This window comes from Leisingera sp. ANG59 (assembly GCF_013317235.1).
Lineage (GTDB): Bacteria > Pseudomonadota > Alphaproteobacteria > Rhodobacterales > Rhodobacteraceae > Leisingera.
Genome location: NZ_WLCM01000010.1, coordinates 1 through 24489, shown reverse-complemented (window position 1 = coordinate 24489; position 24489 = coordinate 1). Strand labels below are relative to the sequence as shown.

General features: G+C 61.7%; 25 protein-coding genes. 19 read left to right on the top strand and 6 right to left on the bottom strand.

All coding sequences use genetic code 11. The annotated features are described in order from the left end of the window. Window positions 1-76: 76 nt before the first annotated feature. The 5 genes from pstC to phoB are packed head-to-tail and all read left to right on the top strand — an operon-like array spanning window position 77 to window position 5138. Entirely contained in the window at window positions 77-1549 is a 1473-nt protein-coding gene (gene pstC, locus GKC28_RS11165) for a phosphate ABC transporter permease subunit PstC (protein ID WP_174146966.1), read from the top strand. Beyond that, the gene (gene pstA, locus GKC28_RS11160) at window positions 1549-2907 is read left to right on the top strand and encodes a phosphate ABC transporter permease PstA (protein WP_174146965.1); all 1359 of its coding nucleotides are present in this window, start codon (window positions 1549-1551) and stop codon (window positions 2905-2907) included. Before pstC ends, pstA begins: the two co-directional genes overlap by 1 nt. A 12-nt stretch (window positions 2908-2919) precedes the next feature. Then, window positions 2920-3717, top strand: a complete 798-nt coding sequence (pstB, locus tag GKC28_RS11155; protein ID WP_174146964.1) for a phosphate ABC transporter ATP-binding protein PstB — start codon at window positions 2920-2922, stop codon at window positions 3715-3717. Between the two features lie 17 nt (window positions 3718-3734). After that, window positions 3735-4445, top strand: a complete 711-nt coding sequence (phoU, locus tag GKC28_RS11150; RefSeq protein ID WP_174146963.1) for a phosphate signaling complex protein PhoU — start codon at window positions 3735-3737, stop codon at window positions 4443-4445. Between the two features lie 3 nt (window positions 4446-4448). Further along, the gene (gene phoB / locus GKC28_RS11145; RefSeq protein ID WP_174146962.1) at window positions 4449-5138 is read left to right on the top strand and encodes a phosphate regulon transcriptional regulator PhoB; all 690 of its coding nucleotides are present in this window, start codon (window positions 4449-4451) and stop codon (window positions 5136-5138) included. A 73-nt stretch (window positions 5139-5211) separates the two neighbouring features. On the opposite strand, the gene GKC28_RS11140 is transcribed toward phoB, so the two are convergent. Continuing rightward, window positions 5212-6123 carry a LysR family transcriptional regulator gene (locus GKC28_RS11140; protein WP_174146961.1) on the bottom strand — a complete coding sequence of 304 codons (912 nt, stop codon included), beginning with the start codon at window positions 6121-6123 and terminating at the stop codon, window positions 5212-5214. A gap of 99 nt (window positions 6124-6222) precedes the next feature. On the opposite strand from GKC28_RS11140, the gene GKC28_RS11135 reads away from it, so the two are divergent. Further along, entirely contained in the window at window positions 6223-7443 is a 1221-nt protein-coding gene (locus GKC28_RS11135; RefSeq protein ID WP_174146960.1) for an acyl-CoA dehydrogenase, read from the top strand. Window positions 7444-8069: 626 nt separating this feature from the next. On the opposite strand, the gene GKC28_RS11130 is transcribed toward GKC28_RS11135, so the two are convergent. Next, complete coding sequence (locus GKC28_RS11130; protein WP_174146959.1) at window positions 8070-9620, bottom strand: trimethylamine methyltransferase family protein; 1551 nt, start codon at window positions 9618-9620, stop codon at window positions 8070-8072. Between the two features lie 442 nt (window positions 9621-10062). Here GKC28_RS11130 and GKC28_RS11125 point away from each other — a divergent pair, with 442 nt between their 5' ends. From GKC28_RS11125 to GKC28_RS11105, 5 genes are all read left to right on the top strand, one after another. Beyond that, window positions 10063-10563 carry a hypothetical protein gene (locus GKC28_RS11125; RefSeq protein WP_254604208.1) on the top strand — a complete coding sequence of 167 codons (501 nt, stop codon included), beginning with the start codon at window positions 10063-10065 and terminating at the stop codon, window positions 10561-10563. A 236-nt stretch (window positions 10564-10799) separates the two neighbouring features. Beyond that, window positions 10800-11378 (top strand): outer membrane protein, encoded by a 579-nt coding sequence (locus GKC28_RS11120; protein WP_174146957.1) that lies wholly within the window; start codon window positions 10800-10802, stop codon window positions 11376-11378. A gap of 303 nt (window positions 11379-11681) precedes the next feature. Continuing rightward, window positions 11682-13064, top strand: coding sequence for a cysteine--tRNA ligase (gene cysS, locus GKC28_RS11115; RefSeq protein ID WP_174147077.1), 1383 nt, complete (start codon window positions 11682-11684; stop codon window positions 13062-13064). Next, window positions 13064-14698 (top strand): citramalate synthase, encoded by a 1635-nt coding sequence (cimA, locus tag GKC28_RS11110; protein ID WP_174146956.1) that lies wholly within the window; start codon window positions 13064-13066, stop codon window positions 14696-14698. The genes cysS and cimA overlap by 1 nt, the downstream gene beginning before the upstream one ends. Then, the gene (locus GKC28_RS11105) at window positions 14688-15464 is read left to right on the top strand and encodes a squalene/phytoene synthase family protein (protein WP_174147076.1); all 777 of its coding nucleotides are present in this window, start codon (window positions 14688-14690) and stop codon (window positions 15462-15464) included. Before cimA ends, GKC28_RS11105 begins: the two co-directional genes overlap by 11 nt. Before the next feature lie 74 nt (window positions 15465-15538). Here GKC28_RS11105 and GKC28_RS11100 read toward each other — a convergent pair whose 3' ends face one another. Then, window positions 15539-16756, bottom strand: coding sequence for an MFS transporter (locus tag GKC28_RS11100; protein ID WP_174146955.1), 1218 nt, complete (start codon window positions 16754-16756; stop codon window positions 15539-15541). Window positions 16757-16843: 87 nt separating this feature from the next. On the opposite strand from GKC28_RS11100, the gene GKC28_RS11095 reads away from it, so the two are divergent. Both GKC28_RS11095 and GKC28_RS11090 read left to right on the top strand, forming a co-directional pair. Then, window positions 16844-17503, top strand: a complete 660-nt coding sequence (locus GKC28_RS11095) for a DNA-3-methyladenine glycosylase (protein WP_368041112.1) — start codon at window positions 16844-16846, stop codon at window positions 17501-17503. Further along, complete coding sequence (locus GKC28_RS11090) at window positions 17500-18165, top strand: alpha/beta hydrolase (protein WP_174146954.1); 666 nt, start codon at window positions 17500-17502, stop codon at window positions 18163-18165. Before GKC28_RS11095 ends, GKC28_RS11090 begins: the two co-directional genes overlap by 4 nt. Window positions 18166-18197: 32 nt before the next feature. Here GKC28_RS11090 and GKC28_RS11085 read toward each other — a convergent pair whose 3' ends face one another. Next, window positions 18198-18620 (bottom strand): VOC family protein, encoded by a 423-nt coding sequence (locus GKC28_RS11085; RefSeq protein ID WP_174146953.1) that lies wholly within the window; start codon window positions 18618-18620, stop codon window positions 18198-18200. A 12-nt stretch (window positions 18621-18632) separates the two neighbouring features. Then, window positions 18633-19286, bottom strand: coding sequence for a pseudouridine synthase (locus GKC28_RS11080; protein ID WP_174146952.1), 654 nt, complete (start codon window positions 19284-19286; stop codon window positions 18633-18635). Window positions 19287-19516: 230 nt separating this feature from the next. On the opposite strand from GKC28_RS11080, the gene GKC28_RS11075 reads away from it, so the two are divergent. Continuing rightward, window positions 19517-20101, top strand: coding sequence for an HNH endonuclease (locus tag GKC28_RS11075; protein ID WP_019297838.1), 585 nt, complete (start codon window positions 19517-19519; stop codon window positions 20099-20101). Window positions 20102-20234: 133 nt separating this feature from the next. Here the strand turns inward: GKC28_RS11075 and GKC28_RS11070 are convergent, their stop codons facing one another. After that, the gene (locus tag GKC28_RS11070; protein ID WP_174146951.1) at window positions 20235-20600 is read right to left on the bottom strand and encodes a hypothetical protein; all 366 of its coding nucleotides are present in this window, start codon (window positions 20598-20600) and stop codon (window positions 20235-20237) included. 549 nt (window positions 20601-21149) lie between these two features. On the opposite strand from GKC28_RS11070, the gene GKC28_RS11065 reads away from it, so the two are divergent. The 5 genes from GKC28_RS11065 (at window position 21150) to GKC28_RS11045 (ending at window position 24383) form a co-directional block, all read left to right on the top strand. Next, window positions 21150-21653, top strand: coding sequence for a BON domain-containing protein (locus tag GKC28_RS11065; RefSeq protein ID WP_254604207.1), 504 nt, complete (start codon window positions 21150-21152; stop codon window positions 21651-21653). A 56-nt stretch (window positions 21654-21709) separates the two neighbouring features. Next, complete coding sequence (locus tag GKC28_RS26825) at window positions 21710-21886, top strand: transposase (RefSeq protein WP_368041111.1); 177 nt, start codon at window positions 21710-21712, stop codon at window positions 21884-21886. Between the two features lie 99 nt (window positions 21887-21985). Further along, complete coding sequence (locus GKC28_RS11055; RefSeq protein WP_217434051.1) at window positions 21986-22348, top strand: transposase; 363 nt, start codon at window positions 21986-21988, stop codon at window positions 22346-22348. Next, window positions 22345-22692, top strand: coding sequence for an IS66 family insertion sequence element accessory protein TnpB (gene tnpB / locus GKC28_RS11050; protein WP_174146948.1), 348 nt, complete (start codon window positions 22345-22347; stop codon window positions 22690-22692). The genes GKC28_RS11055 and tnpB overlap by 4 nt, the downstream gene beginning before the upstream one ends. A gap of 62 nt (window positions 22693-22754) precedes the next feature. Then, window positions 22755-24383 (top strand): IS66 family transposase, encoded by a 1629-nt coding sequence (locus GKC28_RS11045; protein ID WP_174147074.1) that lies wholly within the window; start codon window positions 22755-22757, stop codon window positions 24381-24383. The last annotated feature ends 106 nt before the right edge of the window (window positions 24384-24489 follow it).

Genomic DNA, 24489 nt, shown 5'->3' with positions numbered 1-24489 from the left:
ATCCTCCGCCCCGGCGCTTTCTTTCCGCGGCAGGGCTGCCGCAGCCAATACGCCACCGCCACAACCGGAGCTTTTCATGCCCACTTTCTGGCTTGTTGCCCTCCTGCTTGCGCTCTCTGCCGCCGGCTTCTACGGCGGCCGCCGCCGTGCGATAGCCTCTGCCGCGGGTGACGTCAAAGACCTTCATTCGCTGCCATCTTACTATGGCTACCATGTTGCCCTGGCCGCCTTTGTGCCGGCTATCGGGGCGCTGGCCATCTGGCTTCTGGCCCAGCCCATGTTCATCGAGACCCGTGTCTCCGGCATGATCCCGGCTGAGGCGGTTCCGGAAAGCTCCACCATCGGACTGGTGATGAGCGACGTGCGCCGGGTGGCCGAGGGGCTGGACCTGGCGGTGGAGCAGGGACGTCTGACCGCTCGCGAGGCCCGCAACGTCGCTAACAGCGGGCAGGACGTCCGCGCCCTGATGGGCGAGATGGGCGTGGCTCTGGGCGACGACGTGCGCCCCGAAGTGCTGACCGCCGCACAGGCCTACCGCAACCTCTCGAAAACCGGCCGGACCGCGATGACCGTGGTTGTGGCGCTGCTGGCGCTTGGCGGCTTCGCCTGGGCCTACAGCCGCACCCACAAGGACTTCCGTGCCCGCAATGTCGTGGAACGCGCGGTGCTGGCGCTGCTGATCCTGGCCGCCTCGCTGGCGATCCTCACCACCGTTGGCATCGTGCTGTCGATGCTGTTCGAAACCAAGAACTTCTTTGGCCTGCATTCCTGGACCGATTTCTTCTTCGGCTCCACCTGGGCCCCCAACTTCCGCGGCGGCAGCGAACTGTCGATCCTGCCGCTGCTGTGGGGCACGCTTTACATCTCCTTCATCGCGCTGGCGGTTGCGGTCCCGGTCGGCCTGTTTGCCGCCATCTACCTTTCGGAATACGCCAGCGGCGCGGTGCGCTCCTTTGCCAAGCCGCTTTTGGAGATCCTCGCGGGCATCCCCACCATCGTTTACGGCCTGTTTGCGCTGCTGACCGTGGGTCCGGCGCTGGCAAACCTCTTCGCCAAGGGTGGCCTCCTGGGCGTCGAATGGATGGCCGGCGCCACCTCGGTGCTGACCGCGGGGCTGGTGATGGGCATCATGCTGATCCCCTTCGTCTCCTCGTTGTCTGATGACATCATCAACGCGGTGCCGCAGGCGATGCGCGACGGCTCGCTGGGGCTGGGCGCCACCAAATCCGAAACCGTGCGCCAGGTGGTGATGCCGGCAGCGCTGCCGGGCATCGTCGGCGCCGTGCTGCTGGCCGCATCGCGTGCCATCGGCGAGACCATGATCGTGGTGATGGGGGCTGGGGCAATTGCCAAGTTCTCGGCCAACCCGCTGGAATCGATGACCACAATCACCACCCGCATCGTCAGCCAGCTGACCGGGGACACCGACTTTGCCAGCCCCGAAACCCTCGTTGCCTTTGCCCTGGGCCTGACCCTGTTTGTCCTGACCCTCGGCCTGAACGTCCTGGCGCTCTACATCGTGCGCAAATACCGGGAGCAGTACGAATAATGACTGACCTCAGCCAATCCCCCGCGGGCGCCGCGCCCCGCAAGCACGGCGGTTCGCTGCTGGAGCAGACTCCGCGCACCAAGCGGCGCAACGCAGCCGAAACGCGTTTCCGCGCCTATGGAATCGCCGCGATTACCGCAGGCCTCATAATGCTGGTCATCCTGGTGACCACCATTGTCAGCAAGGGCACCGGCGCTTTCCAGCAAACCTTTGTGACGCTTCAGGTGGAGCTGCTGGAAAGCAAGCTCGACAAGAAGGGGGAGCGCAACATCGAGGACATCAAGAAGGTCACCACCTTCGGCTATGCCCCGATCATCAAGGGCGCGATGGAGGCCGCGGTCGAGGAGCTGGGGATCGAAACCAGCCTGAAGGCCAAGGAACTGGCCGGCATCCTGTCCAAGGACGTCGCCGCCCAGCTGCGCGACTATGTGATCGCCAACCCGGACCAGATCGGCCAGACGGTCGAGTTCCGCTTCCTCGCCTCCGGCCGGGTCGACGGCTACATGAAGGGCCGCGTCACCCGCGACAGCATCGTCAACGACAAGAACATCTCGCCCGAACAGCTTGATCTTGTTGACGCTTTGGCCGCTGCCGGTGTGCTGGAAAAAACCTTCAACCTCGACTTCATCACCGGCGCCGATGCCTCTGACGCCCGCCCTGAAGCGGCCGGCATGGGCGTGTCGATGCTGGGCTCGCTGTTCATGATGTTTGTGGTGCTGGCGCTGGCGCTGCCGATCGGCGTCGCTGCCTCGATCTACCTCGAGGAATTTGCGCCGCAGAACTGGCTCACCGACCTGATCGAGGTGAACATCTCCAACCTCGCCGCGGTGCCGTCGATCGTGTTCGGTATCCTGGGCCTCGCGGTTTTCATCAACTACATGCACCTGCCGACCTCGGCGCCGCTGGTGGGCGGCCTGGTGCTGACGCTGATGACCCTGCCGACCATCATCATCTCCACCCGCGCCTCGCTGAAATCGGTGCCGCCGTCGATCCGCGACGCCGCCCTCGGTGTCGGCGCCTCCAAGATGCAGGCGGTGTTCCACCACGTGCTGCCGCTGGCCGCGCCGGGCATCCTGACCGGCACCATCATCGGCCTGGCGCAGGCGCTGGGGGAAACCGCGCCTCTGCTGCTCATCGGCATGGTCGGCTTCATCGCCTCCAACGCGCCGGAAACCCTGGCGGACGGGCTGCTGGCGCCGAACTCGGCGATGCCCGCCCAGATCTACGAATGGGCCAAACGCGCCGACCCGGCGTTCTATGAACGCGCCTGGGGCGGCATCATCATCCTTCTTCTCTTCCTGGTGACCATGAACACCCTCGCGGTGATCCTGCGCCGCCGCTTTGAACGCCGCTGGTAAGGGGGCATAGTAATGAACGACATGACCTTGATGGATAACACCGTGGACACTCAGAAAATCAAAATCGCCGCCAAGGATGTGAACGTCTACTACGGCGACAGTCACGCGATCAAGGACGTGAACGTCGAGATCGAGGACAAGACCGTCACCGCATTCATCGGCCCTTCGGGCTGCGGCAAGTCGACCTTCCTGCGCTGCTTGAACCGGATGAACGACACCATCGACATCTGCCGCGTGAAGGGCGACATCCTGCTGGATGGCGAGGACATCTACGACAAGCGCGTCGACCCGGTGCAGCTGCGTGCCAAGGTCGGCATGGTGTTCCAGAAGCCGAACCCGTTCCCCAAGTCGATCTATGACAACGTGGCCTATGGCCCGCGCATTCACGGCCTGGCCAAGAACAAGACGGAACTCGATGAAATCGTGGAGAAATCCCTGCGCCGCGGCGCCATCTGGGATGAGGTGAAGGACCGTCTCGACGCCCCCGGCACCGGTCTTTCCGGCGGCCAGCAGCAGCGCCTGTGCATCGCCCGCGCCGTCGCGACGGAGCCTGAGGTGCTGTTGATGGACGAACCCTGCTCGGCGCTTGACCCGATCGCCACCGCGCAGGTGGAGGAGCTGATCGACGAACTGCGCAGCCAGTATTCTGTGGTGATCGTTACCCACTCGATGCAGCAGGCCGCGCGGGTCAGCCAGAAAACTGCCTTCTTCCATCTTGGCAATCTGGTTGAATTCGGTCCGACCGGTCAGATCTTCACCAACCCCGAAGATCCCCGCACCGAAAGCTACATCACCGGCCGAATCGGCTGATTTCAAGGAAAATCAAAATGGTAGCACAGCATATTGCATCTGCTTTCGACCGTGATCTGGAGGCAATTCAGGCTCGGATTATGAAAATGGGCGGCCTGGTCGAGGACGCGATCCGCGAAGCCGCCCGCGCGCTGGAAACCCGCGACGAGGAGCTGGCGCTGACCGTGCGCCAGGGTGACAAGGCCATCGACGGGCTGGAAGAGCTGATCAACGAGGAAACCGCCCGGCTGATCGCCCTGCGGTCGCCGACCGCCTCCGACCTGCGGCTGGTGCTGTCGGTGATGAAGATTGCCGGCAACCTGGAACGTATTGGCGATTATGCGAAAAACATGGCCAAGCGCACCACTGTGCTGGCGCAGGGGCCGAACACCAGCGAAGGCGCCGCCGCCCTGCGCCGCATGGCGCGCGAGGTGGAGCGGATGCTCAAGGACGCGCTGGACTCCTACATCCAGCGTGACGCTGAACTGGCGGCTGACGTGATTGCCCGCGACCGCGACGTGGACCAGATGTACAACGCCCTGTTCCGCGAGTTCCTGACCCACATGATGGAAGACCCGCGCAACATTTCGGCCTGTATGCATTTGCATTTCATAGCAAAAAACACCGAGCGCATGGGCGACCACGTGACCGCGATCGCCGAGCAGGTGATCTATCTGGTCACCGGCGAAAAACCGGAGGAAGACCGCAAGAAAGCCGACATCACCTCGACCACACCGCAGGAGATCTGACCGATGGCTGCCGACCAGCCCACCGTTCTGGTTGTAGAAGACGAAATGGCCCAGCGGGAAGTGCTGGCCTACAATCTCGAAGCCGACGGCTTCCGCGTGCTCAAGGCCAGGGATGGCGAAGAAGCGCTGCTGGTGGTGGAAGAGGATATGCCCGATATCATCATCCTCGACTGGATGATGCCCAACCTCAGCGGCATCGAGGTCTGCCGCCGCCTCAAGACCCGTGCTGAGACCCGCAATATTCCGGTGATCATGCTGTCAGCAAGGTCCGAGGAAGTGGACAAGGTGCGCGGCCTTGAAACCGGTGCCGATGATTACGTGGTGAAGCCGTATTCGGTGGTGGAGCTGATGGCCCGCGTGCGCAGCCAGCTGCGCCGGGTCCGGCCCTCCACTGTCGGCGTGCGGCTGGAGTATGACGACATCGTCTTGGATGCGGAAACCCACAAGGTCAGCCGGGGCGGCAACCCGCTCAAGCTGGGTCCGACCGAGTTCCGCTTGCTGTCCACCTTTATCGAGAAGCCGGGCCGGGTCTGGAGCCGGGAGCAGCTGCTGGACCGGGTGTGGGGCCGCGACATCTATGTCGACACCCGCACCGTCGACGTTCACATCGGCCGCTTGCGCAAGGCGCTGACCCAGCATGGCGGCGACGATCCGGTCCGCACTGTGCGCGGCGCGGGCTACGCCTTGGGCTGAAGCCTGGGCTGAAACGGCACCAGGGGGTGCACAAAGGGTGCACAGGGGGTGCACGCATGCCACCCCCTGTGTTTCACCGCGGCAGCGGGTCTTCCGGCTGCGCTTTTCCGGCCAGCCAGGTACGGAACTTTACCAGCGCCGGGGCGTGTGATTTCCGCTCCGGCCAGACCAGGTAATAGGCGCCTGCGGTCTCCACCGGCTCCGGATGAAGCGCCACCAGGCGGCCGGTGGCCAGGTCTTGCTCCACCAGGTAATCCGGCATCAGGGCGACCCCCAGCCCGTGCATCGCTGCCTGGGTGATAGTTGCGAATTGATCATAGATCGTCCCACCGAGATCTGCGCCGGCCTCAATGCCTTGCTGTTCAAACCAGTCTTTCCAGGCGGTTGTCCGGGTCTGGATGTGCAGCAGCGGCAGCTTCAGGATGTCCTTCGGTTGATTGACCGTCCGCCCCTCCAGCAGCTGCGGTGCGCAGACGGGCAGCAGCTGTTCGTGCTTCAGCAGCAGAGACTGGGTGCCGGGCCAGGATGCGTCCCCAAAATGTATCGCTGCATCAAAGGGTTCGGTGGCAAAATTGAATGGTTCCAGCCGGGTGGCCATATTGATGGTCACATCGGGGTGGTGCCGGGCAAATTCCGGCAGCCGCGGCATCAGCCAGCGCATCCCGAAGGCCGGCAGGATCGCCAGGTTAAGCGTCCCGGCCAGCGGTGCAGCCTGCAAACGCAGGGTGGATTGCACGATCTGGTTCAATGCCTGGCGGATCTCAGCCGCGTAGTCCTGCGCTTCCGTTGTCAGGGTCAGCCGCTTCTGGTCGCGCTGCACCAGGTCCATCCCCAATTGCCGCTCCAGCGTTTGCAACTGGCGGCTAACGGCACCCTGAGTAAGCGCCAGTTCATCGGCGGCGGATGAGGCGCTGCCGAGCCGGTCGAGCGCTTCCAGGGCGCGCAGCGAGGAAATCGAGGGAAGGAATTTGCGTGGCACGGTCATGTATGAGTGTTTGTCATGGATAGTTGCGAAAGTCTCGCTGTTTTTTCCGTTCACCTCCCGTTAGGGTTTGCTCAAATCGCGAACCACTGAGGTGACAAGATGACCGACAAACCCGCCCTGCGCGCCAAGGATGCCCCGGATCTGGGCCGTTTCAACTGGGAAGACCCGCTGCGGCTGGAGGACCAGCTGACCGAGGATGAGCGGATGATCTCCGCCTCGGCCCGGGCCTACGCGCAGGAGAAACTTCAGCCGCGCGTGCTAAGTGCTTTTGAGAACGAGGAAACTGATCCTGAGATCTTCCGCGAGATGGGCGAGATGGGCCTCCTCGGCACCACCATTCCGGAGGAATACGGCGGGCTTGGCGGCGGCTATGTCTCCTACGGTCTGGTGGCACGTGAAGTAGAGCGTGTCGACAGCGGATACCGGTCGATGATGTCGGTGCAAAGCTCGCTGGTGATGTATCCCATCTATGCATACGGCAGCGAGGAGCAGCGCCAGAAATACCTGCCGAAACTGGCCACCGGCGAATGGATCGGCTGCTTTGGCCTGACCGAGCCGGACGCTGGCTCAGACCCCGCCAGCATGAAGACACGCGCCGAAAAAACCGAAGGCGGATATAGGCTTACGGGTTCCAAGATGTGGATCTCCAACGCGCCGATCGCCGATGTGTTTGTGGTCTGGGCCAAGTCCGAAGCGCATGGCGGCAAGATCCGCGGCTTTGTGCTGGACAAAGGCCTGAAAGGCCTGAGCGCGCCGAAGATTGAAAACAAGGCCTCCCTGCGCGCCTCGATCACCGGTGAGATTGTGATGGATGGCGTCGAGGTTGGCGAAGATGCGCTGCTGCCGCACGTGCAGGGGCTGAAAGGCCCGTTCGGTTGTTTGAACCGCGCCCGCTACGGTATCAGCTGGGGCGCCATGGGGGCCGCGGAGGCCTGCTGGCACGCCGCGCGGCAGTACGGGCTGGACCGCACCCAATTCGGCCGGCCGCTGGCAAACACCCAATTGTTCCAGCTGAAGCTGGCAAACATGCAGACTGAAATCACCCTTGGTCTGCAGGCGTCTCTGCGCGTCGGCCGCCTGATGGATGAGGCCAATGCCGCGCCGGAGATGATCTCGATCATCAAGCGCAACAACTGCGGCAAGGCGCTGGAGATTGCCCGGATGGCCCGCGACATGCACGGCGGCAACGGTATCAGCCTGGAGTTCAATGTTATCCGGCACATGGTGAACCTGGAGACCGTGAACACCTACGAGGGCACCCACGACGTCCATGCGCTGATCCTGGGCCGTGCCCAAACTGGTTTGCAGGCGTTTTTCTGATCGCCAGACCGCAGCGCGGAGACCGTTCCGAGCTGCGGTTTTGCAAGACCGAATTGCGTTTTTGCATTTTCGGTCCGGGCAGGGAGTTCTGCAAAGGAACTGGCGCTGCTGACGGTGCCGGAGAGGTCTCCGAGCGCCTAGAAACAAGTTAACGCGACAGTCGTCAGATACGGTGAATTCTGAACCCGGCAACACTGTGCCGCCGAATGAAAAGTTAACGCGCGCACTTTGTTTTGTAGAGATCGGCGTTTGCTTTCACCTCTCGCGGCTATTTGCAAGCAAAAGCGCAAACTTTAGTGCGCGGGTCAGCTCGCGCGCCGCTTCCAGCATTTTTGCAATGCGTCTGCCTTCAGGTTTTCCCAAAACCGGCATGTTTTGCGATTTTGCAAGGCGGTTTTGTGCGCCTGCAGTCTCATTTCTGCAGGTTGAGACGCCAGAAGTGATGCTCCGGTGTGTGAATATGCGCTTCTTAACAAGAGGTTAACCTGGGTGGCAGGGTGCTTCAAGTTTGAAGTTAAGAAAATTTTCAGAAATGAAATGCGCCACTTCTGACTGATGCCAAAGCCGTCAGCCAAAAGAAAACGGGCCGGTCAACCCGGCCCGATGAAAAGTCATCCAGCTCCGCGTCAGGCAGGCAGATGAATATTGAATCTTCGGCGGATTGCCATGTCGGTTTCCGCGTCAAACCGTGCTGCAGCGCGTTCGGACAGGATTTTCTCTTTTTTGGCGACCGCTTTTTCAATCAGGTCCGGCTTGTCGCGCTCTGCCCATTCTTTAGGGGACGTGCGGTCGCCCAGATCCGGGTACACATAGTCCACTTGCATGCGGCCAAGTGTCTGATCAGTGCCCAGGTAGTGCCCGGGTCCGCCAAGGCAGGTGGCGCGCATCTGGTCGAGGGCGAGAGTTTCGTCGTTGACCTCAATACCGCGGACACAGCGTTGCGCCTGGCCCAGCAGGTCATTGTCCAGGATCAGCGATTCCAGGCAGAAGCCAAGCAGCGAGGCATGCATCCCCGCGGCCTCATAGACCATGTTGAGCCCTGAAAGCCCCGCCATAACGGCGGAACACATCTGTTCCCAGCCGGCCTGCATGTCCGGCAATTTTGAATCCGAGGCGCCAGCGGCGGCGCCGCCAGGCAGGTTGTAGAACTTGTGCATCTGGGCGCAGCCCGCGGTCAGCAAAGCCTGCTCGCCGGAGCCGACGGACATGGCGCCTGTGCGCAGATCAAGGCCGAAGGGCCAGGTGCCAAAAATCGCCGGGGCACCGGGCGTTACAGCGTTTACATAAACTAGTCCTGCCAGGCATTCGGCAACCGCCTGGGTGATCGCGCCGGCAATGGTCGAGGGAGCGGTTGCGCCGGCCATGCCTGCCGACAAAAGAAGCACAGGCATGCCGCCCTTGATGCATTCCTCCATTACTTCGCAGGATTCCGTGGCGAACTTCATCGGTGGAACAACGAAGCAGTTGGAGTTGGAAACAAACGGGCGCTCGCGCCATTTGTCCTCACCGCCTGCAATCATGTGCAGCAGTTCAAGGCCTGGTTTGACAAAGCCTGGTTCCGTGAAGGAGACGCCGACATGTTTGGTGGTGCCTGCAGTGCAGGCGTAGATGGAGTTCAAGTCCATCTCGCAATTGTCGGGGATGTCCCGGCATACCATCGGGCGCTGGACAAAGTGGATGTTGTCCAGCTGGTCGCAGATGCGGGCCGCGTCATGCAGATCCTGCACGGTGGAATCGCGGTAATTCCTGCCTTGCACATCGACCACGCTGACTGCCGCACCTGCGGTGCCATAGTGGACGCGGCCGCCGGACAGCTGCAGATCGGATTTTCCATCGCGGCTGAAAAGGGTGACGGAGCGGTTTGCCTTGGCGATTGTGTCTTCCACCAGAGCGCGGGGAAAGCGGATGCGGCCGTCGTCGCCAAGAGTGCAGCCTGCGGCAGTCAGGTAGTCGATCCCGCTCTGCGGAGCGTCAGCAAGGCCGATTTCCTCAAGCGCGGTGAGGGCCGCCTCGTGGATCTTTTCCATGTCAGCCTGGCTCAGCATCTTCAGGGCGGTGGATTCCATGCCGGGGCGGACCGGGCGCAGATGATCCGGGAGGGCGGCGGCACGGGCTGCACGGCGTGCATTGCGCCCGCCGCTGCGGGTGGCGCGGGCAGGGGAGGCTTGGTCGTTCATTTTGGGAGCCTTTCAGGTATGTGAGTTGAAACGTGTTTTATTTCAACTCAGTACGGCCTGCCCCTGGCGGCGCGTCCCCGTGCCGCGCCTATGGTGCGGCAGACGAGGTTAAGAAGGCTGCGTTCTTCCTGCATGCGGTCTCCTGTGGTCTTCGCGGCAGTTTGGCATGCATTTGCGAAGTTTCTAGCACGATAACGACTTCGGTGAAAAATGCGACATTTTTTTCATGGCGGCCTGGGGAGGAGTCCCTTAAGCGTGAACAGTAAATAAATTTCTCTACTTTTTATGGTGAAGGCGTCGCTTTTAACGCTTCTTGAACAGCAGGTTTTCAGGCAGTCTTGGAACGAAATATTAAGCATTAATGCTTATAAGCGGGGGGCTAGGGGGATGGCGCGCTGAACGGCGCATTGCAAGAAGGCAAAGCCACATGCCGATGGTTAGGATGACCAAACTCTGCCAAACGTTCGCCGCGGTATTTGCCATTGCCGCATTGCACGGGCAATCCGGGTTGGCCGAGGATCGCGGTCGATCTGCTTCTGATGGATCAGGCCCGTTCACATACAGCATTCCGGGTGGGGAGGGCCGTTCCTTTGCTTTTGGTTACGGTCAGGACTCGGAGGGGTTGATCTTGGGAGGCAGCGTTGCAACCGGGCAGACAGGGCCGCTTGCGCGGGCCCTGCAGGCGGAGGAAACACATCAGCTGCGCCTGCATGCGGGGTACGACTTTGGACCTGCAACCGGCTTTGTAACTGTCGGCGGGCTGCGGGCCGAAAATTCGGGCCGCAGCCGCCATGGGACCCTGTTTGGCTTCGGTATGAGAGTTTCCTTGAATCGCGCCCTTCAATTGACCGGGGAACTGCTCCATCATGAGGCCGGCCCGAGAGATGGCAGCGGCAGTCCGCGCGGCGAAACCCTGGCCCTGGGTGCTGCATTCCGGTTTTGATCGCGCGTCAGCGTGTTTCAGCCCGGCGGTAGGAAAAGCTCTTGGGTATTTCAATGGCTTGGCGGAATTTCGCTTCCAGACACCGGCGGAAAAGCGCGTTTGGGTACGGGGTTTCGGCCACTCACCGCCAAGTCAAAGCTCGTGAACCGGGCGGCTCTGGAAACTACGGGGCAAAGACCTTTTGTAGGCGTCAACGGCGCACAGCCTGCGCCGGGACTGCAAAAGGAGAAGTCTGAATGACTCGTTTCGTAGCTATGACAGCCATCGCAACCGTAATGGGCAGTGCGGCCTTTGCCGGCAATCTGGTTGAGCCGGTGGTTGAACCCGCGCCGGCTCCGGCGCCGGTTGTGGTCAATGAGGGCGGCGATTGGACCGGTTTCTATCTGGGTGGCCAGATCGGCCAGTTGGACGCGGATGCCAGCAACGGTGCCTCGGGTGATGATACCGCTTACGGTGTCCACGGCGGCTACAATTATGATTTCGGCCGTTTCGTGCTGGGCGGGGAACTGGACTATGACGCAACCGACCTGGATCTGGGCGGCGGCGCAACTGTCGACTCGGTGGCCCGCGCCAAGGTGAAGGCCGGCTATGACTTCGGCCGGGTGCTGGCCTATGTGACCGGCGGAGTGGCTGAGGCCGACAGTTCGCTGGGCAGCGAAACCGGCGACTTCTATGGTGTCGGCCTGGCCTATCAGGTGACCGACCAGTGGCAGATCGGCGGCGAACTGCTGGAGCATGACTTCGACGAGTTCGGCACCTCGGGCGTTGGCTCGGATGCCACCTCGGTGTCGCTGCGCGCATCTTTCAAGTTCTAAACTGACACAAGCACCGGCGCGGCACTCTAGTTCCGCCGCGCCGCTGGCCGCCTGGTCTGTACCCAAGGCAGGCCGGGCGGCCTCTTCCGTTTCAGGCTGCCAAAAGGCTTGGCGGGGCTGCCGCCCCGTGCTAAGCAGCCTGCATGAACCAGAAATGCACCACCATTATCTGCTGCATTACCTGCTGACATATCAGCGGGCTGGTTTCTGTCGTTTTCATTTCCCTGACAAGTTGCTAAGCCCGCGTTGCGCGCAATGGGTGGTGCCGGCCGTTTAGAGCTGGGCATGCAAAAGGAACCGGGCATGGGAACCAAGGACAGAGTGATCAAGCTGCAGAACACGAAGACCCGCAAGAAAGAGGTCTTTGAGCCGATCGACGCCAGCAAAGTGCGGATGTATGTCTGCGGCCCCACGGTTTATGACCGGGCGCATCTGGGCAATGCCCGGCCGGTGGTGGTGTTTGACGTGCTGTATCGCCTTCTACGCGAGGTTTATGGCGCAGATAAAGTGACTTACGCCCGGAACTTCACGGACGTTGACGACAAGATCAACAACCGCGCCGCCGAGAGCGGGCGGCCGATCGGGGACATTACCGCCGAGACGACCCAGTGGTTTCTTGACGACATGGGCGAGTTGGGCGCCCTGGAGCCGGACCACATGCCAAGGGCAACCGAATACATCCCGCAGATGGTGGCGATGATCGAGGATCTGATAGCCAAGGGCCACGCTTATGCAGCGGAGGACCATGTGTTGTTTGCTGTCGACAGCTGGAAGGAGCTTTATGGCAAACTGTCGGGCCGGTCTGTTGATGACATGATCGCCGGTGCCCGGGTTGAAGTGGCGCCCTACAAGAAGAACCCGATGGATTTTGTGCTGTGGAAACCCTCCACCGACGATCTGCCGGGCTGGGACAGCCCCTGGGGCCGCGGACGGCCGGGCTGGCACATCGAATGCTCGGCGATGTCTTTTGAGCTGCTGGGAGAGACCTTCGATATTCACGGCGGCGGCAACGACCTGATGTTCCCGCACCACGAGAATGAAATTGCGCAAAGCTGCTGCGCCCATCCGGAAGGTGAGTTTGCACGTTTCTGGCTGCACAACGAGATGCTGCAGGTGGAAGGCAAGAAGATGTCCAAATCCCTAGGCAACTTTTTCACCGTGCGCGATCTGCTGGACCAGGGTTATCCCGGTGAGGTGATCCGGCTGGTGTTCCTGCAGACCCATTACCGCAAGCCGATGGACTGGACCGACAAGAAGGCCAAGGAAGCAGAAGCCACGCTGCGCAAGTGGCGGGCGCTGACCGCGGGCATCGAACCTGCGTCCAGCGCTGCTGCCGCGGTCCTGGATGCACTGGCCGATGACCTGAATTCGGCCGGCGCGATTGCCGAGCTGCACAAGCTGGCAGCGGCGGGCGATGCCGCCGGGCTGCTGGCGTCGGCGCAGATGCTGGGTCTGCTGACGGATGAGATGGGCGCCTGGGCCTCCGCGCCCTCTGTCGACCTTTCCGCATTTGAGCAAAAGCTGTTCGAAGCCCGTCAGAAGGCTATGGAAAGCAAGAACTTTTCGGAAGTCGATCAACTGAAAGCTGCCTTTGTAGAGGCGGGACTGGAAGTGCGGATGAGCAAGGCCGGGGTCGAATTGCTGCCGGGAGCCGGGTTTGATCCGGCCAAGCTGGAGGCGCTGTGATGGCCAAGGAACGCCTTTACCTCTACGACACGACCCTGCGGGACGGGCAGCAGACCCAGGGGGTGCAGTTCTCCACCGCTGAAAAAAAGCAGATCGCCCAGGCGCTGGACGGGCTGGGGGTCGATTACATCGAAGGCGGCTGGCCGGGTGCAAACCCGACCGACAGCGCCTTTTTCGGGGAGGCGCCGGAAACCCGCGCCACCATGACCGCATTCGGCATGACCAAACGGGCCGGGCGGTCCGCGGAAAATGACGATGTGCTGGCGGCGGTGATGAACGCCGGCACTCCGGCCGTCTGTCTGGTCGGCAAGAGCCACGACTACCACGTGACCCATGCGCTGGGGATCACGCTGGAAGAGAACCTCGACAACATCCGCGCCTCGGTCGCCCATATCGCGGCGCAGGGGCGCGAGGCGCTGTTTGATGCCGAGCATTTCTTTGACGGCTACAAGGGCAATCCGGCTTACGCGCTGGCGGCTTGCCGCGCCGCGCTGGAGGCCGGGGCGCGCTGGGTGGTGCTGTGCGATACCAACGGCGGCGCCTTGCCAGCCGAGGTGAGCCGCATCGTTGCGGAGGTTGTTGCCGCCGGAATTCCAGGTGAGAAACTGGGCATACATACCCATAATGACACAGAAAATGCTGTGGCCTGCTCCTTGGCGGCGGTGGATGCCGGGGCGCGGCAGATCCAGGGAACCCTGAACGGTCTGGGCGAACGCTGCGGCAATGCCAACCTGACCGCGCTGATCCCGACGCTGCTGCTGAAGGAGCCCTATGCCAGCAAGTTCGAGACCGGGGTGAGCCTGGAGGCGCTGGCTGGCCTGACCCGGACCAGCCGGATGCTGGACGATATCCTGAACCGCGTCCCGGTGCGGCAGGCGGCCTATGTGGGGGCCTCGGCCTTTGCCCATAAGGCGGGGCTGCACGCCAGCGCGATCCTGAAAGACCCGTCCACTTATGAACACATCGAGCCGGGCAGGGTCGGCAATGCGCGGGTGATCCCGATGTCGAACCAGGCCGGGCAGTCGAACCTGCGCAAGCGTTTGACCGATGCAGGGTTGAGCGTTGAAAACGGCGACCCGGCGCTGGCACGGATCCTGGAGCGGATCAAGGAGCGCGAGGCTGAGGGCTATTCCTACGACACCGCGCAAGCGTCGTTTGAGCTGCTGGCTCGCAAGGAGCTGGGCCAGCTGCCGGACTTCTTTGAGGTCAAGCGCTACAAGGTCACCGTTGAGCGGCGGAAGAACAAGTATAACCGCATGGTCAGTCTGTCCGAGGCGGTGGTCGTGGTGAAGGTTGATGGCGAGAAACGCCTGTCGGTCAGTGAATCGCTGGATGAAACCGGCAGCGACCGCGGGCCGGTGAACGCGCTGGCGCGGGCGCTGAGCAAGGATCTGGGGCGTTACTCCGCACAGCTGGAGGACATGCGGTTGGTGGACTTCAAGGTGCGGATCACCCAGGGCGGCACCGAGGCCGTTACCCGGGTTATCATCGACAGCGAGGACAGCCAGGGCCATCGCTGGTCTACCGTCGGCGTCAGCGCGAACATAATCGACGCCTCTTTCGAGGCGCTGCTGGACGCAATCCGCTGGAAGCTGATCCATGACAGCGGGGCCGGGCTGGCGGATGCAGTTTGACGCTGACCTGACCGCCTGCGCGGACCTGGTTCAGAAGAGCGACCCGGACCGGTTTCTCGCCACCATGGCGGCACCGGTTCAGGCGCGGCCGCTGCTGTTTGCGCTGTATGCTTTCAATATTGAACTGGCGCGGGCGCCCTGGGCTAGCCAGGAGAGCATGATTGCGGAGATGAGGGTGCAATGGTGGCGCGACGTTGGCGCGGAGATAGCGGAGGGCAAGCCGGTCCGCCGCCACTATGTGGCGACACCGTTGGCGAGGTTGCTGAAGCCCGAACTGGCGGCCTGTATCGACGGCATGGCAGAGGCGCGGCGCTGGGACATTTACAAGGACCCCTTTGAAGATGAGACGGAGTTTGACCGCTACATCAACCGCACCAGCGGCTCGCTGATGTGGATGGCGGCAGCCTCCTTGGGGCCGGCCGATGAGGCAGTGGTCAGGGACTTCGGCTATGGCGCGGGTGTTGCTAGCTGGCTGCGCGCTATCCCTGAACTGGAGTCGCAGAAGCGGATTCCGCTGCTGGATGGCACCTTGGAAGGGGTGCAAGCTTTGGCGCGCAAGGGGCTGAAAAAACTAAAAGAAGCGCATTTTTCGAGGGCGGCTGTTTCGAAGCCGGCTGGGACAGCGCTGCTCGCAGGCTGGCAGGCGGAAGCGGTTCTTAAACAGGCCGTCCGGGAGCCTGAGCGGGTTGCGCAGGGGGGCCTAGGCCTGAGCGAGTTCCGGCGCCGGGCGGGGTTGATGCGGCGGGCGGTCACCGGGCGCTGGTAACGAACGTGATTGAAAATAATAGGCGCCCGTTTCGGCGCCTGTATTAATTTCTCCTGAGTTTCAAGCGGAGCCGGTCAGGCCTCTTTGGGCCGCATTACCAGCCACATCAACGCACCGCCTGCAAGAACCAGGAAGGGCGCCATGGCCATGTTGACCGCGTTCCAGCCGTCCACCGGATTGCCACCGGAGCAGTTCATCAGGCCGCCGGAGGACAACGACGCCATGGTGACACCGCCAAATACAAGCAGGTCATTCAACCCCTGCATCCGGCCTTTCTCGTGGCTGTCATGGGCGCCGGCCAGCATGGTGGTGGCGCCGATGAAGCCGAAATTCCAGCCAAGGCCGAGCAGCACAAGCGCGATGAAGAAGTTTTCCAGTTCAACGCCTTGGAGCGCGACTGCGCCGGCGCCGGCGAGAATGATCAGACCCGCAGCGACGATCTTTTCCACGCCGAAACGGGCAATCAGATGGCCGGTGAAAAAGGACGGCACATACATCGCCAGAACGTGGAACATCACCACATCGGAGGCATTGCCCTGAGTGAAACCGCACCCTACCACGGCCAGCGGGGTCGATGTCATGACAAGGTTCATCAATGCGTAGGAAACCATTGCACAGATTACCGAGACGGCGATAACCGGCGTCTTCAGCAGTTCAAGACGGCTGCGCCCCTTGGGGCTGTCATGGCTGGGCGCTGGTGGTTTGGGAATATCCAGCAGCAGGAACAGAGCGGCGCCGAACACGTTGACGGCAATCACCGTCAGGTAGGTACCAAGAAACGGAATAACAAAGGCTTGGCTGGTCAGCTTGACCAGTTGCGGGCCGATCAGGGCAGCTGCAAGGCCTCCGGCCATCACATAGGAAATCGCCTTTGGACGGAACGCCTCTGAGGCGGTGTCAGCGGCTGCGAACCGGTAGAAGCCATGCGCGCTCATGTAGACGCCGGTCATCAGGCTGCCGAGCAGGAAGACCGGGAAGGAGCCGAGATACAGACCGTAGGCGCCAACCAGCCCGCCCGTCGCGCCAAAGGCGGCGCCTACAAAGAAACCAGCCCGGCGACCCCAGCGCTGCATAATTGCCGAAACCGGCGTGGCCGCCAGCATCGAGCCGCCCACGATCAGCGAGATCGGTAGCGTCGCAAAGCAGGGATTGGACGCAAGCGACTGGCCCGCCAGGCCGCCAATGATAAAGATCATCGGCATTTGCGCGCCGAGGATCGCCTGGGCCAGCACCAGGATGGCAACGTTTTTCTTGGCGACCGCGTCGCTGGGGGTGGTCATGGTCATGCTCATATGGGATGCGTAGCGGTGAACCGGGGGCGGGGCAAGGCGCTTGCCGCGTTGTAGGGCCGCCGTTTTGCCGTGGCCAAAGGGGGTGACGTGGCGTCAGATCAGCAGAAGTTTCTGCCCGGCGCGGGCCGGATCATTCAATGCGGCGCTTGTGTCATAGAGGGTGCCGAATGGCTGGCAGCTCAAGACAGCCGTTTCGCCCGAGCACTGGAACTGACTGGTCCGCTGCCGTTGCGGCGCAAGCCAGAGGGGTTTGCCGAACTGCTGAGCGCTATTGTCAGCCAGCAGGTGAGCGTGGCTTCCGCCAATGCGATCTGGAAACGGATGAAAGACGCCAAGCTGACCGGGCCTCGTAAGATTCAGTGGGCAACGGACGGGGATCTGCGCGCGGTCGGCCTTAGCCGTCAGAAGATACGATATGCCCGGGCGCTGGCGGAGGCGCGCATTGATTTCAAGGCGTTGCGTAATGCTCCTGATGCGGAGGTGATTGCCACGCTGGTTCAGGTTCCAGGGATTGGCGTCTGGACAGCGGAGATTTACGCGATGTTTTCGCTGGGCCGTGCGGACGTGTTTGCCCATGGCGACCTGGCCCTGCAGGAGGCCACGCGGGTTCTGTTTGACCTCCCCGCACGTCCAAAGGAGCGGGAGATGCGGCAAATCGCCGAGGCCTGGTCGCCGTGGCGGTCGGTTGCGGCGCGCATTCTCTGGGCCTATTACCGGGTGGTAAAGGACAGGGAAGGAATCCGATGACTCGTGTACTGAATGCCGGCCGCAAGGAGCCGCTCTCCGGCGAAACCCGCTCCGTTGTGGTGTTTCTGCATGGCTATGGCGCTAATGGCGCGGACCTGCTGGGCCTGGCGGATCCGCTGGGCGAGCATTTGCCGGACACGCTGTTTGTCGCACCTGACGCACCGGAGGCCTGCGCCGGAGCCCCGTTTGGATTTCAGTGGTTTCCGATTCCGTGGATTGACGGTTCGTCGGAAGAAGAAAGCATGCGCGGGATGCAGGCCGCGGTCGAGGATCTGAACGCCTTCCTTAATGCGCTCATGGTGGACGAGGACGTGCTGCCAGAGCAGGTCGTTCTGTTCGGGTTCAGCCAGGGGACGATGATGAGTCTGCATGTGGCGCCGCGGCGCGAGGATGCAGTGGCAGGGGTTGTTGCGTTCTCCGGCCGTCTGCTGGCGCCGGAACTGCTGAAGGATGAAGCGGTTTCCAAGATGCCGGTTCTGCTGGTGCATGGCGATCAGGACGACGTGGTGCCGGTGCAGTCGCTGCCATCAGCCGCGGAAGCACTTCAGGAGGCCGGTTTCCAGGACGTCTTTGCCCATATCCAGAAGGGCACCGCTCATGGCATTGCGCCGGACGGGCTGAGTGTCGCACTGGCCTTCATGCGGGACAAGCTGAGCCTGTAAAGCGCTGAATTAGAACAAGTCTGATCTGTGGGTCACTGGGCCCACAGATGCGGCTCTGCGATCTCAAGCGAATTGCCTGCCGGGTCCCGGAAATAGACCGACCGCGCGCCGCTGGGCCAGTCAAATTCGGCCTCGATCTCCACGTCTGCTGCCAGCAGCCGCGCCCGCATGCGCAGCAGATCCTCGCGGGATTGCGTGAAACACAGATGCCCAGGCCCATGCGCACCATGCGGCGGCACCGGCAAGCGTGGATTGCCGGGAGGTTTCACAGTTTCTGCAGCGTTGAACAGCAGCACGACAGAACTGCCGCACCGAAAGAACACATGCCGGTTGCCCACCCGCTGGATGCATTCGAGCCCCAGCAGGTTGCCGTAAAACTCTTCAGCCGCGTCGAGATCGTCGACATAAAGCGACGCTTCCAGAATGGCATCGGGGGAAGGGGCTTGAGGCAGCATGATGGCAGGCTATCAGCGGCGCCGGGGCCTGTCACCTCTTGCCGGGCGCTGCGATGCGGCCTTGGGCCTCCGCGGCGGTTTCTGAGACGGCTTGGGCGGGCCGGGCACGCGGGGCGGTTCCAGGTCCTCCCAGGCGCCCTGTGCCAGCCCGTCCAGCGTCCAGGCGCCGATGCTGTAGCGGATCAGCCGCAGGGTCGGGTGCCCGACAGCCGCAGTCATCCGCCGCACTTGGCGGTTGCGTCCTTCACGGATGGTTAGCGTGATCCAGCTATCGGGGATCGTCTTGCGCATACGGACAGGCGGTGTGCGCGCCCAAAGACCGGGCGGCTCCGGGATAACCTGAACCTTGGCGGGCCGGGTTTTTCCGTCATTCAGATCAATGCCTTCCGCCAGCAGCCTGAGTGCTTCGGCGCTGGGAATGCCCTCCACCTGGACCCAGTAGGTCTTGTCCATCTTGTGCTTGGGATCGGTGATCCAGGACTGAAGGCGGCCATTGTCCGTCAGCAGCATCAGGCCTTCGCTGTCGCGGTCGAGACGGCCGGCAGCATAGACGCCGGGGCAGTCGATAAACTGACTGAGCGTTGGCCGCGGGTTGTCCTGGCTGCCGCGGTCGGTGAATTGCGGTAGCACGTCAAAGGGTTTGTTGAAGCGGATCAGACGGGTCATGGCTGGGCAATAGGCGGACCAGGGTGGCAAGGCAAGAGGCTGTCCACGTTCCGGCCTGTGGATAACTGTCATAGGCCTGTTATGGAATCAGCGCAGCTTGCTCCCGACATATTGTGGATCATTGGGGCTTGTCAGGTGCCAACCACGATATATAGTCAAAGTCAGGCTGGGGCGGGTTCCCCGCTCTGGTTCCGGGAAACGGAAGATCAGGGCGAGGAAGACGTTCAAAAATGGATGGCGATTTCAGGGCAGAGTTTGTCAGATCTCCGGGGGCGCTGAAACAGCACCCGGCATTGGTTTTGAATGCGGACTACCGGCCGCTTTCATACTATCCGCTGTCACTATGGTCCTGGCAGGACGCGGTCAAGGCGGCCTGGCTCGATCGGGTGGCCATTGTGGCCGAATATGACGAGGTGGTGCACAGTCCGAGTACAGAGATCCGAATACCGTCTGTGGTAGTTCTGAAAGATTACGTAAAACCTCAAAAGCGCGTGGCCTTCACGCGCTTTAATTTGTTTCTGAGGGATGAATTCTGCTGCCAGTATTGCGGCAGCAAGGGTGAACTGACGTTTGACCACGTAGTGCCGCGGGCGGCCGGCGGGGTGACCAGCTGGGAAAATGTTGTTGCGGCCTGCAGCCCTTGCAACCTCAAAAAGGGGTCAAAATCTCTGCACCGGGCCGGGATGTCGCTGCGCAAGCCGCCGCGCCGGCCCGGAGCGGAGGAGTTGCGGAATACCGGGCGCAAGTTCCCGCCGAACCACCTGCATGAAAGCTGGATGGACTTCCTGTACTGGGATACCGAATTGGACGCCTGAAAATAGGAGCAGGGGGAACTCCTGTTTCTGAAAAACCTTCAAGGAAATCTGCAGTACGCGCCTAGGGAATGGTCTGAAAAGGCCATGACGCCTTTTCAGTTGTTTTTGCCGTGCGTGATGAGGCCAGCAGTGGCTATTCCCCGATTTGGTTCATGACTGCGTCCAGATGCGCGGTCGCGAATGGCCTGGTCAGCATTGGCAACCCCTTCACATCCGGGTCTGTGGTTTTCCCGTTTATCAGAATGATGCGCCACACCCTGTCACGCGCGGCAAGAATCCAGTTCCGGGCCGCAGGAACGCCGAGGGAGAATGCGAAGAACACCAGCCGTGGAGGCGGCGTGCTGTCATCCAGGAATGTATCGCAATGCTCGATCTTGGTTTCGCTGACAATGTTGTCCAGTCCCCGGCGCATCAAGTAGTCGTTGATGTCGAGGGCCTCGAACGTGTTTTCGGTCAGAATTAGAATAGGTGCGTCCGCACTACTAGGTTCAGTGCCCATAAGGTCTCCTTAAGTGATGAAGGAGCCATGCCACTTGAATAGCAGAACCGCATTAAACTGTGACATACTAGTGTGCAGTTACTCAAAAAAATTACAGCTCTGTCAGAGCTGGTTTGCGGAACAGGAGTCGTTGTTTCACCATTCGGTTTTTCTGTTTACTTTCAAAGTAATACCTCCAACTTTAGACCGCAGGCAGGAAGGAGCTTTTGTCGTTTCCGGGCTCTTTCTCTGGCCTTCTTCCTTGGCGTTTTAGTTGTCGCAGATTAATTAGCCCCGGCGAGGAGCGCAGCAATACTTCAGAAAAACCGATGAGCGAGCCGAGGCGGACAGCTGCAAGGATCCCTCCGCGGACCTTCTCAGTGGCGCAGTGATGTATCACTCTGCGAGTTCGGCCCCGCTGTTCTGCTTTAAGTAATGCTCCGTCGGATCCACCGGGGTATTGGTCGCGGAACAGGCCGTGTATTTTAACGCCGCAATTGCTCTGAGGAGGAAGTCGAGTTGAGGCTGAATGGGGGAGTTAAGAGGTCCGCGAATGCAAGCCGCGTTCTATTGCGTAAGGTTCTGGGGGTGACGGCAGCCGCGGTGCTTTCTTTCACTGCGTCGGGCAGCCTGGCGCAATCCGCAGACGGTACGGTTCAGACAGACGGCCAGATCGAAGTTGGCGCCGAGGCTGTGCGCGATAGTGAGATCCTCAACCGGATCGAAAAGCTGCTGGCGCAGATTGATGGTTTCGCCGCCGTGGACGTGTCCGTCTCCGAGGGTGTCGTCAGGATTACCGGACAAGTGATCGACAATGCGGCGCAGGACCGGCTGAACCAGATCATCAACCGGGTTGAGGGCGTGGTTGCGATCGAAAACGAAACCGAGATCAGCGGAACTTTGGAGGAACGGCTGGCCCCGGCGATGGAACGGATCGCAGCAAGAACACGTAACCTGCTGGCAAACGGTCCTATTTTTCTTGTGGCGCTGACGGCATTTTTGGTGGTCGCGGCGGGCGGCTGGCTGCTAACCACGCGGATCGGAATATGGACCCGGCGTAACCGCCCGATTTGAACCGCCTGCTCGTGTGTGCCGGAGATTGCTAAGAGACGTCCATAAAGACGTCTTTAATGACGTCTCCTACAGGGAGGGAGGCAGCTGTGCGGGGCGAAATTCTTGGCTTGGAGCGTCGGCGCCGCTGGAGTGACGACGAGAAGTTGGCGATTGTGCTTTCGGTCGGGGAGAACGGCGCGACCGTGTCGCAGGTCGCACAGCGCCACGAGATCAGGCGGCAGCAGATCTGGTAACCGCCCGATTTGAACCGCCTGCTCGTGTGTGCCGGAGATTGCTAAGAGACGTCCATAAAGACGTCTTTAATGACGTCTCCTACAGGGAGGGAGGCAGCTGTGCGGGGCGAAATTCTTGGCTTGGAGCGTCGGCGCCGCTGGAGTGACGACGAGAAGTTGGCGATTGTGCTTTCGGTCGGGGAGAACGGCGCGACCGTGTCGCAGGTCGCACAGCGCCACGAGATCAGGCGGCAGCAGATCTATGCCTGGCGATACGAGCTGAGGAGGAAGGGGCTTCTGACGCCAGACGACGCGACGCTATTCCTGCCCGTCGATATTACGTCGCCGCCGGAAGCGTGCGCCCCTGAAGCGAGCTTGGCGTTGATTGAGGTTGTCTTGCGCAATGGCCGCAGCTTGCGGGTTGATGCCCATTTGGAGCCGGCGGTTCTGACCCGTTTGATCCAAGCGGTGGAGGCAGCATGATCGGCCCAGGCACCGGCGTTCGCGTTTACCTGGCCTGCGGTCACACTGATATGCGCAAGGGCATCGCGGGCCTGTCGGCCATCGCGCAGGATATCTTGCGGCAGAGGCCGTCAAACGGTGCCGTGTTCGCGTTTCGTGGGCGCCGCGGCGACAGGGTGAAACTTTTGTACTGGGATGGCCAGGGCTTTTGCCTGTATTACAAAGTCCTCGAGAAAGGGCGTTTCCCATGGCCCGCGGCAGCTGATGGCAGCGTGCGCCTGACCCCCGCTCAGTTGGCCATGCTCTGGGAGGGGATCGACTGGCGCAGGCCGGATTGGGGCGCGCCACCAGCCCGGACAGGCTGATTTATCCCCCTGAAATCTCTTGTTTTTATGGTGCCTGGACTGGAGGTATGGTATCCACGGCCATGTCCGCAGAAGCCATGCCTCTCCCCAATGATCCCGCCGTTCTGAAGGCGATGATCGCCGCGTTGCAGGCGGAAAACCAGAAGATGTCCGCCAGTTTGCGGGCGCATGATCTGCTGGTTCAGGCGCTACGCGTCCGGATTGCCAGATTGCAGAAGCAGAAATTCGGCTCCAGTTCGGAAAAGATCGAGCGGGAGATCGAGCAACTGGAACTGGCGCTGGAGGACCTGCAGGTTGCGCTCGCCGAGGCGGATGAACTGCCGCCGGATGGCGACGATGAGCCGGAGACGGACAACCAGCCCCCGGAACCAGCCGAACCGCGGGAGTCGAGGCGCCGTCGTCCGAAGGTGTCGCAGGACACGCCGCGCGAACGCCGCGAGCTTGACCCCGGCGACAGTTGCCCGGATTGCGGGGGTGATCTGCGTGTGGTCGGGGAGGATGTCAGCGAGCTGATCGACATGATTGCAGCCCAGCTGAAGGTCATCGAGATCGCGCGTATCAAGAAATCCTGCCGGCGCTGCGAGCGTATGGTTCAAAGCCCGGCACCCAGCCGTCCGATCCCACGGAGCATGGCGGGCCCGAACCTTCTGGCTTATGTGCTGACCTCGAAGTTCGACGACCACGTGCCGTTGTATCGTCAGAACGAGATCTTCGCCCGCATGGGGGCAGACATCCCGGACACGACCCTGGTCGATTGGTGCGGCGGGGCAATGAAGACGCTGGCGCCGCTGATCGAGAAGATCGAGGCTGAGATTATGGCCAGCAATCTTCTGCACGCAGATGACACACCCATCCGGGTTCTCGATCGCGGCCGCCGCGACAAGGGGCTCGGAAAGGGCGTCAAGAAAGGCCGAATCTGGGCCTATGTCCGGGATCAGCGCCCATGGGCGGGCACGGCCCCGCCCGGTGCGGTCTATCACTTTGCCCCGGACTGGAAGGAAGAGCATGTCCTCGCCCATCTTGGCGAGACCAGCGGCATTCTCCAGGCTGATGGCTACAAGGGGTATGCCAAGCTCTATGCCGCGGACCTGGACGGCAAGAGCCAGTTCCGGGAGGCCGCGTGCTGGGCGCATCTTCGCCGCGACTTTCACGATGTCTGGACCGCGACGAAATCCGCAATCGCGCGCGAGGCGCTCGACCGTATCGGCAAGCTCTACGACATCGAACGGGAAATCAGCGGCAAGCCTGCCGAACTGCGGCTGGCCGTGCGCCAAAAGGAAAGCAAGCCCAAGGTTGATGCGTTCCGGGACTGGGCCGAAAGGCAGCTCACCCGTATTCCCGGTAAGAGTGATCTGGCCAAAGCGTTCCGCTACGGGCTGAGCCGCTGGGCTTCATTCACGCTGTTTCTGGAGGACGGGCGCGTGGCCATCGACAACAATCCCGCCGAGCGCGCGCTGCGGCCCATTGGCGTTGGAAGGCGGAACTGGCTATTCGCGGGTTCGGATACCGGCGGTGAAACGCTCGCCCGCGCCATGACCGTCATCGAGACGGCAAAGATGAACGGCCTCGATCCGCAGGCCTACCTCGCAGATGTCTTGGACCGTATCCACGATCACATGGTCAACCGGCTGGCCGAATTGCTCCCTTGGAACTGGAAGCCAGCAGATCAGAAACGCAGCGAGGCTGCGTGATGGCAGCGACGACCTACGTCTGCTCCATCGCCCATGTCGCCAGCCTGCTGCGCGAGGATCCTGGACTTCTCGAAGCCATCGTGAGCAACGACGACAACCTGTCCTA

What these genes read in the sequence shown, in the direction of transcription:
- pstC (WP_174146966.1), top strand. Translation starts at nt 77, where the DNA reads ATGCCCACTTTCTGGCTTGTTGCCCTCCTGCTTGCGCTCTCTGCCGCC.
- pstA (WP_174146965.1), top strand. Translation starts at nt 1,549, where the DNA reads ATGACTGACCTCAGCCAATCCCCCGCGGGCGCCGCGCCCCGCAAGCAC.
- pstB (WP_174146964.1), top strand. Translation starts at nt 2,920, where the DNA reads ATGAACGACATGACCTTGATGGATAACACCGTGGACACTCAGAAAATC.
- phoU (WP_174146963.1), top strand. Translation starts at nt 3,735, where the DNA reads ATGGTAGCACAGCATATTGCATCTGCTTTCGACCGTGATCTGGAGGCA.
- phoB (WP_174146962.1), top strand. Translation starts at nt 4,449, where the DNA reads ATGGCTGCCGACCAGCCCACCGTTCTGGTTGTAGAAGACGAAATGGCC.
- GKC28_RS11140 (WP_174146961.1), bottom strand. Translation starts at nt 6,123, where the DNA reads ATGACCGTGCCACGCAAATTCCTTCCCTCGATTTCCTCGCTGCGCGCC.
- GKC28_RS11135 (WP_174146960.1), top strand. Translation starts at nt 6,223, where the DNA reads ATGACCGACAAACCCGCCCTGCGCGCCAAGGATGCCCCGGATCTGGGC.
- GKC28_RS11130 (WP_174146959.1), bottom strand. Translation starts at nt 9,620, where the DNA reads ATGAACGACCAAGCCTCCCCTGCCCGCGCCACCCGCAGCGGCGGGCGC.
- GKC28_RS11125 (WP_254604208.1), top strand. Translation starts at nt 10,063, where the DNA reads ATGACCAAACTCTGCCAAACGTTCGCCGCGGTATTTGCCATTGCCGCA.
- GKC28_RS11120 (WP_174146957.1), top strand. Translation starts at nt 10,800, where the DNA reads ATGACTCGTTTCGTAGCTATGACAGCCATCGCAACCGTAATGGGCAGT.
- cysS (WP_174147077.1), top strand. Translation starts at nt 11,682, where the DNA reads ATGGGAACCAAGGACAGAGTGATCAAGCTGCAGAACACGAAGACCCGC.
- cimA (WP_174146956.1), top strand. Translation starts at nt 13,064, where the DNA reads ATGGCCAAGGAACGCCTTTACCTCTACGACACGACCCTGCGGGACGGG.
- GKC28_RS11105 (WP_174147076.1), top strand. Translation starts at nt 14,688, where the DNA reads ATGCAGTTTGACGCTGACCTGACCGCCTGCGCGGACCTGGTTCAGAAG.
- GKC28_RS11100 (WP_174146955.1), bottom strand. Translation starts at nt 16,756, where the DNA reads ATGAGCATGACCATGACCACCCCCAGCGACGCGGTCGCCAAGAAAAAC.
- GKC28_RS11090 (WP_174146954.1), top strand. Translation starts at nt 17,500, where the DNA reads ATGACTCGTGTACTGAATGCCGGCCGCAAGGAGCCGCTCTCCGGCGAA.
- GKC28_RS11085 (WP_174146953.1), bottom strand. Translation starts at nt 18,620, where the DNA reads ATGCTGCCTCAAGCCCCTTCCCCCGATGCCATTCTGGAAGCGTCGCTT.
- GKC28_RS11080 (WP_174146952.1), bottom strand. Translation starts at nt 19,286, where the DNA reads ATGACCCGTCTGATCCGCTTCAACAAACCCTTTGACGTGCTACCGCAA.
- GKC28_RS11075 (WP_019297838.1), top strand. Translation starts at nt 19,517, where the DNA reads ATGGATGGCGATTTCAGGGCAGAGTTTGTCAGATCTCCGGGGGCGCTG.
- GKC28_RS11070 (WP_174146951.1), bottom strand. Translation starts at nt 20,600, where the DNA reads ATGGGCACTGAACCTAGTAGTGCGGACGCACCTATTCTAATTCTGACC.
- GKC28_RS26825 (WP_368041111.1), top strand. Translation starts at nt 21,710, where the DNA reads ATGACGTCTCCTACAGGGAGGGAGGCAGCTGTGCGGGGCGAAATTCTT.
- tnpB (WP_174146948.1), top strand. Translation starts at nt 22,345, where the DNA reads ATGATCGGCCCAGGCACCGGCGTTCGCGTTTACCTGGCCTGCGGTCAC.
- GKC28_RS11045 (WP_174147074.1), top strand. Translation starts at nt 22,755, where the DNA reads ATGTCCGCAGAAGCCATGCCTCTCCCCAATGATCCCGCCGTTCTGAAG.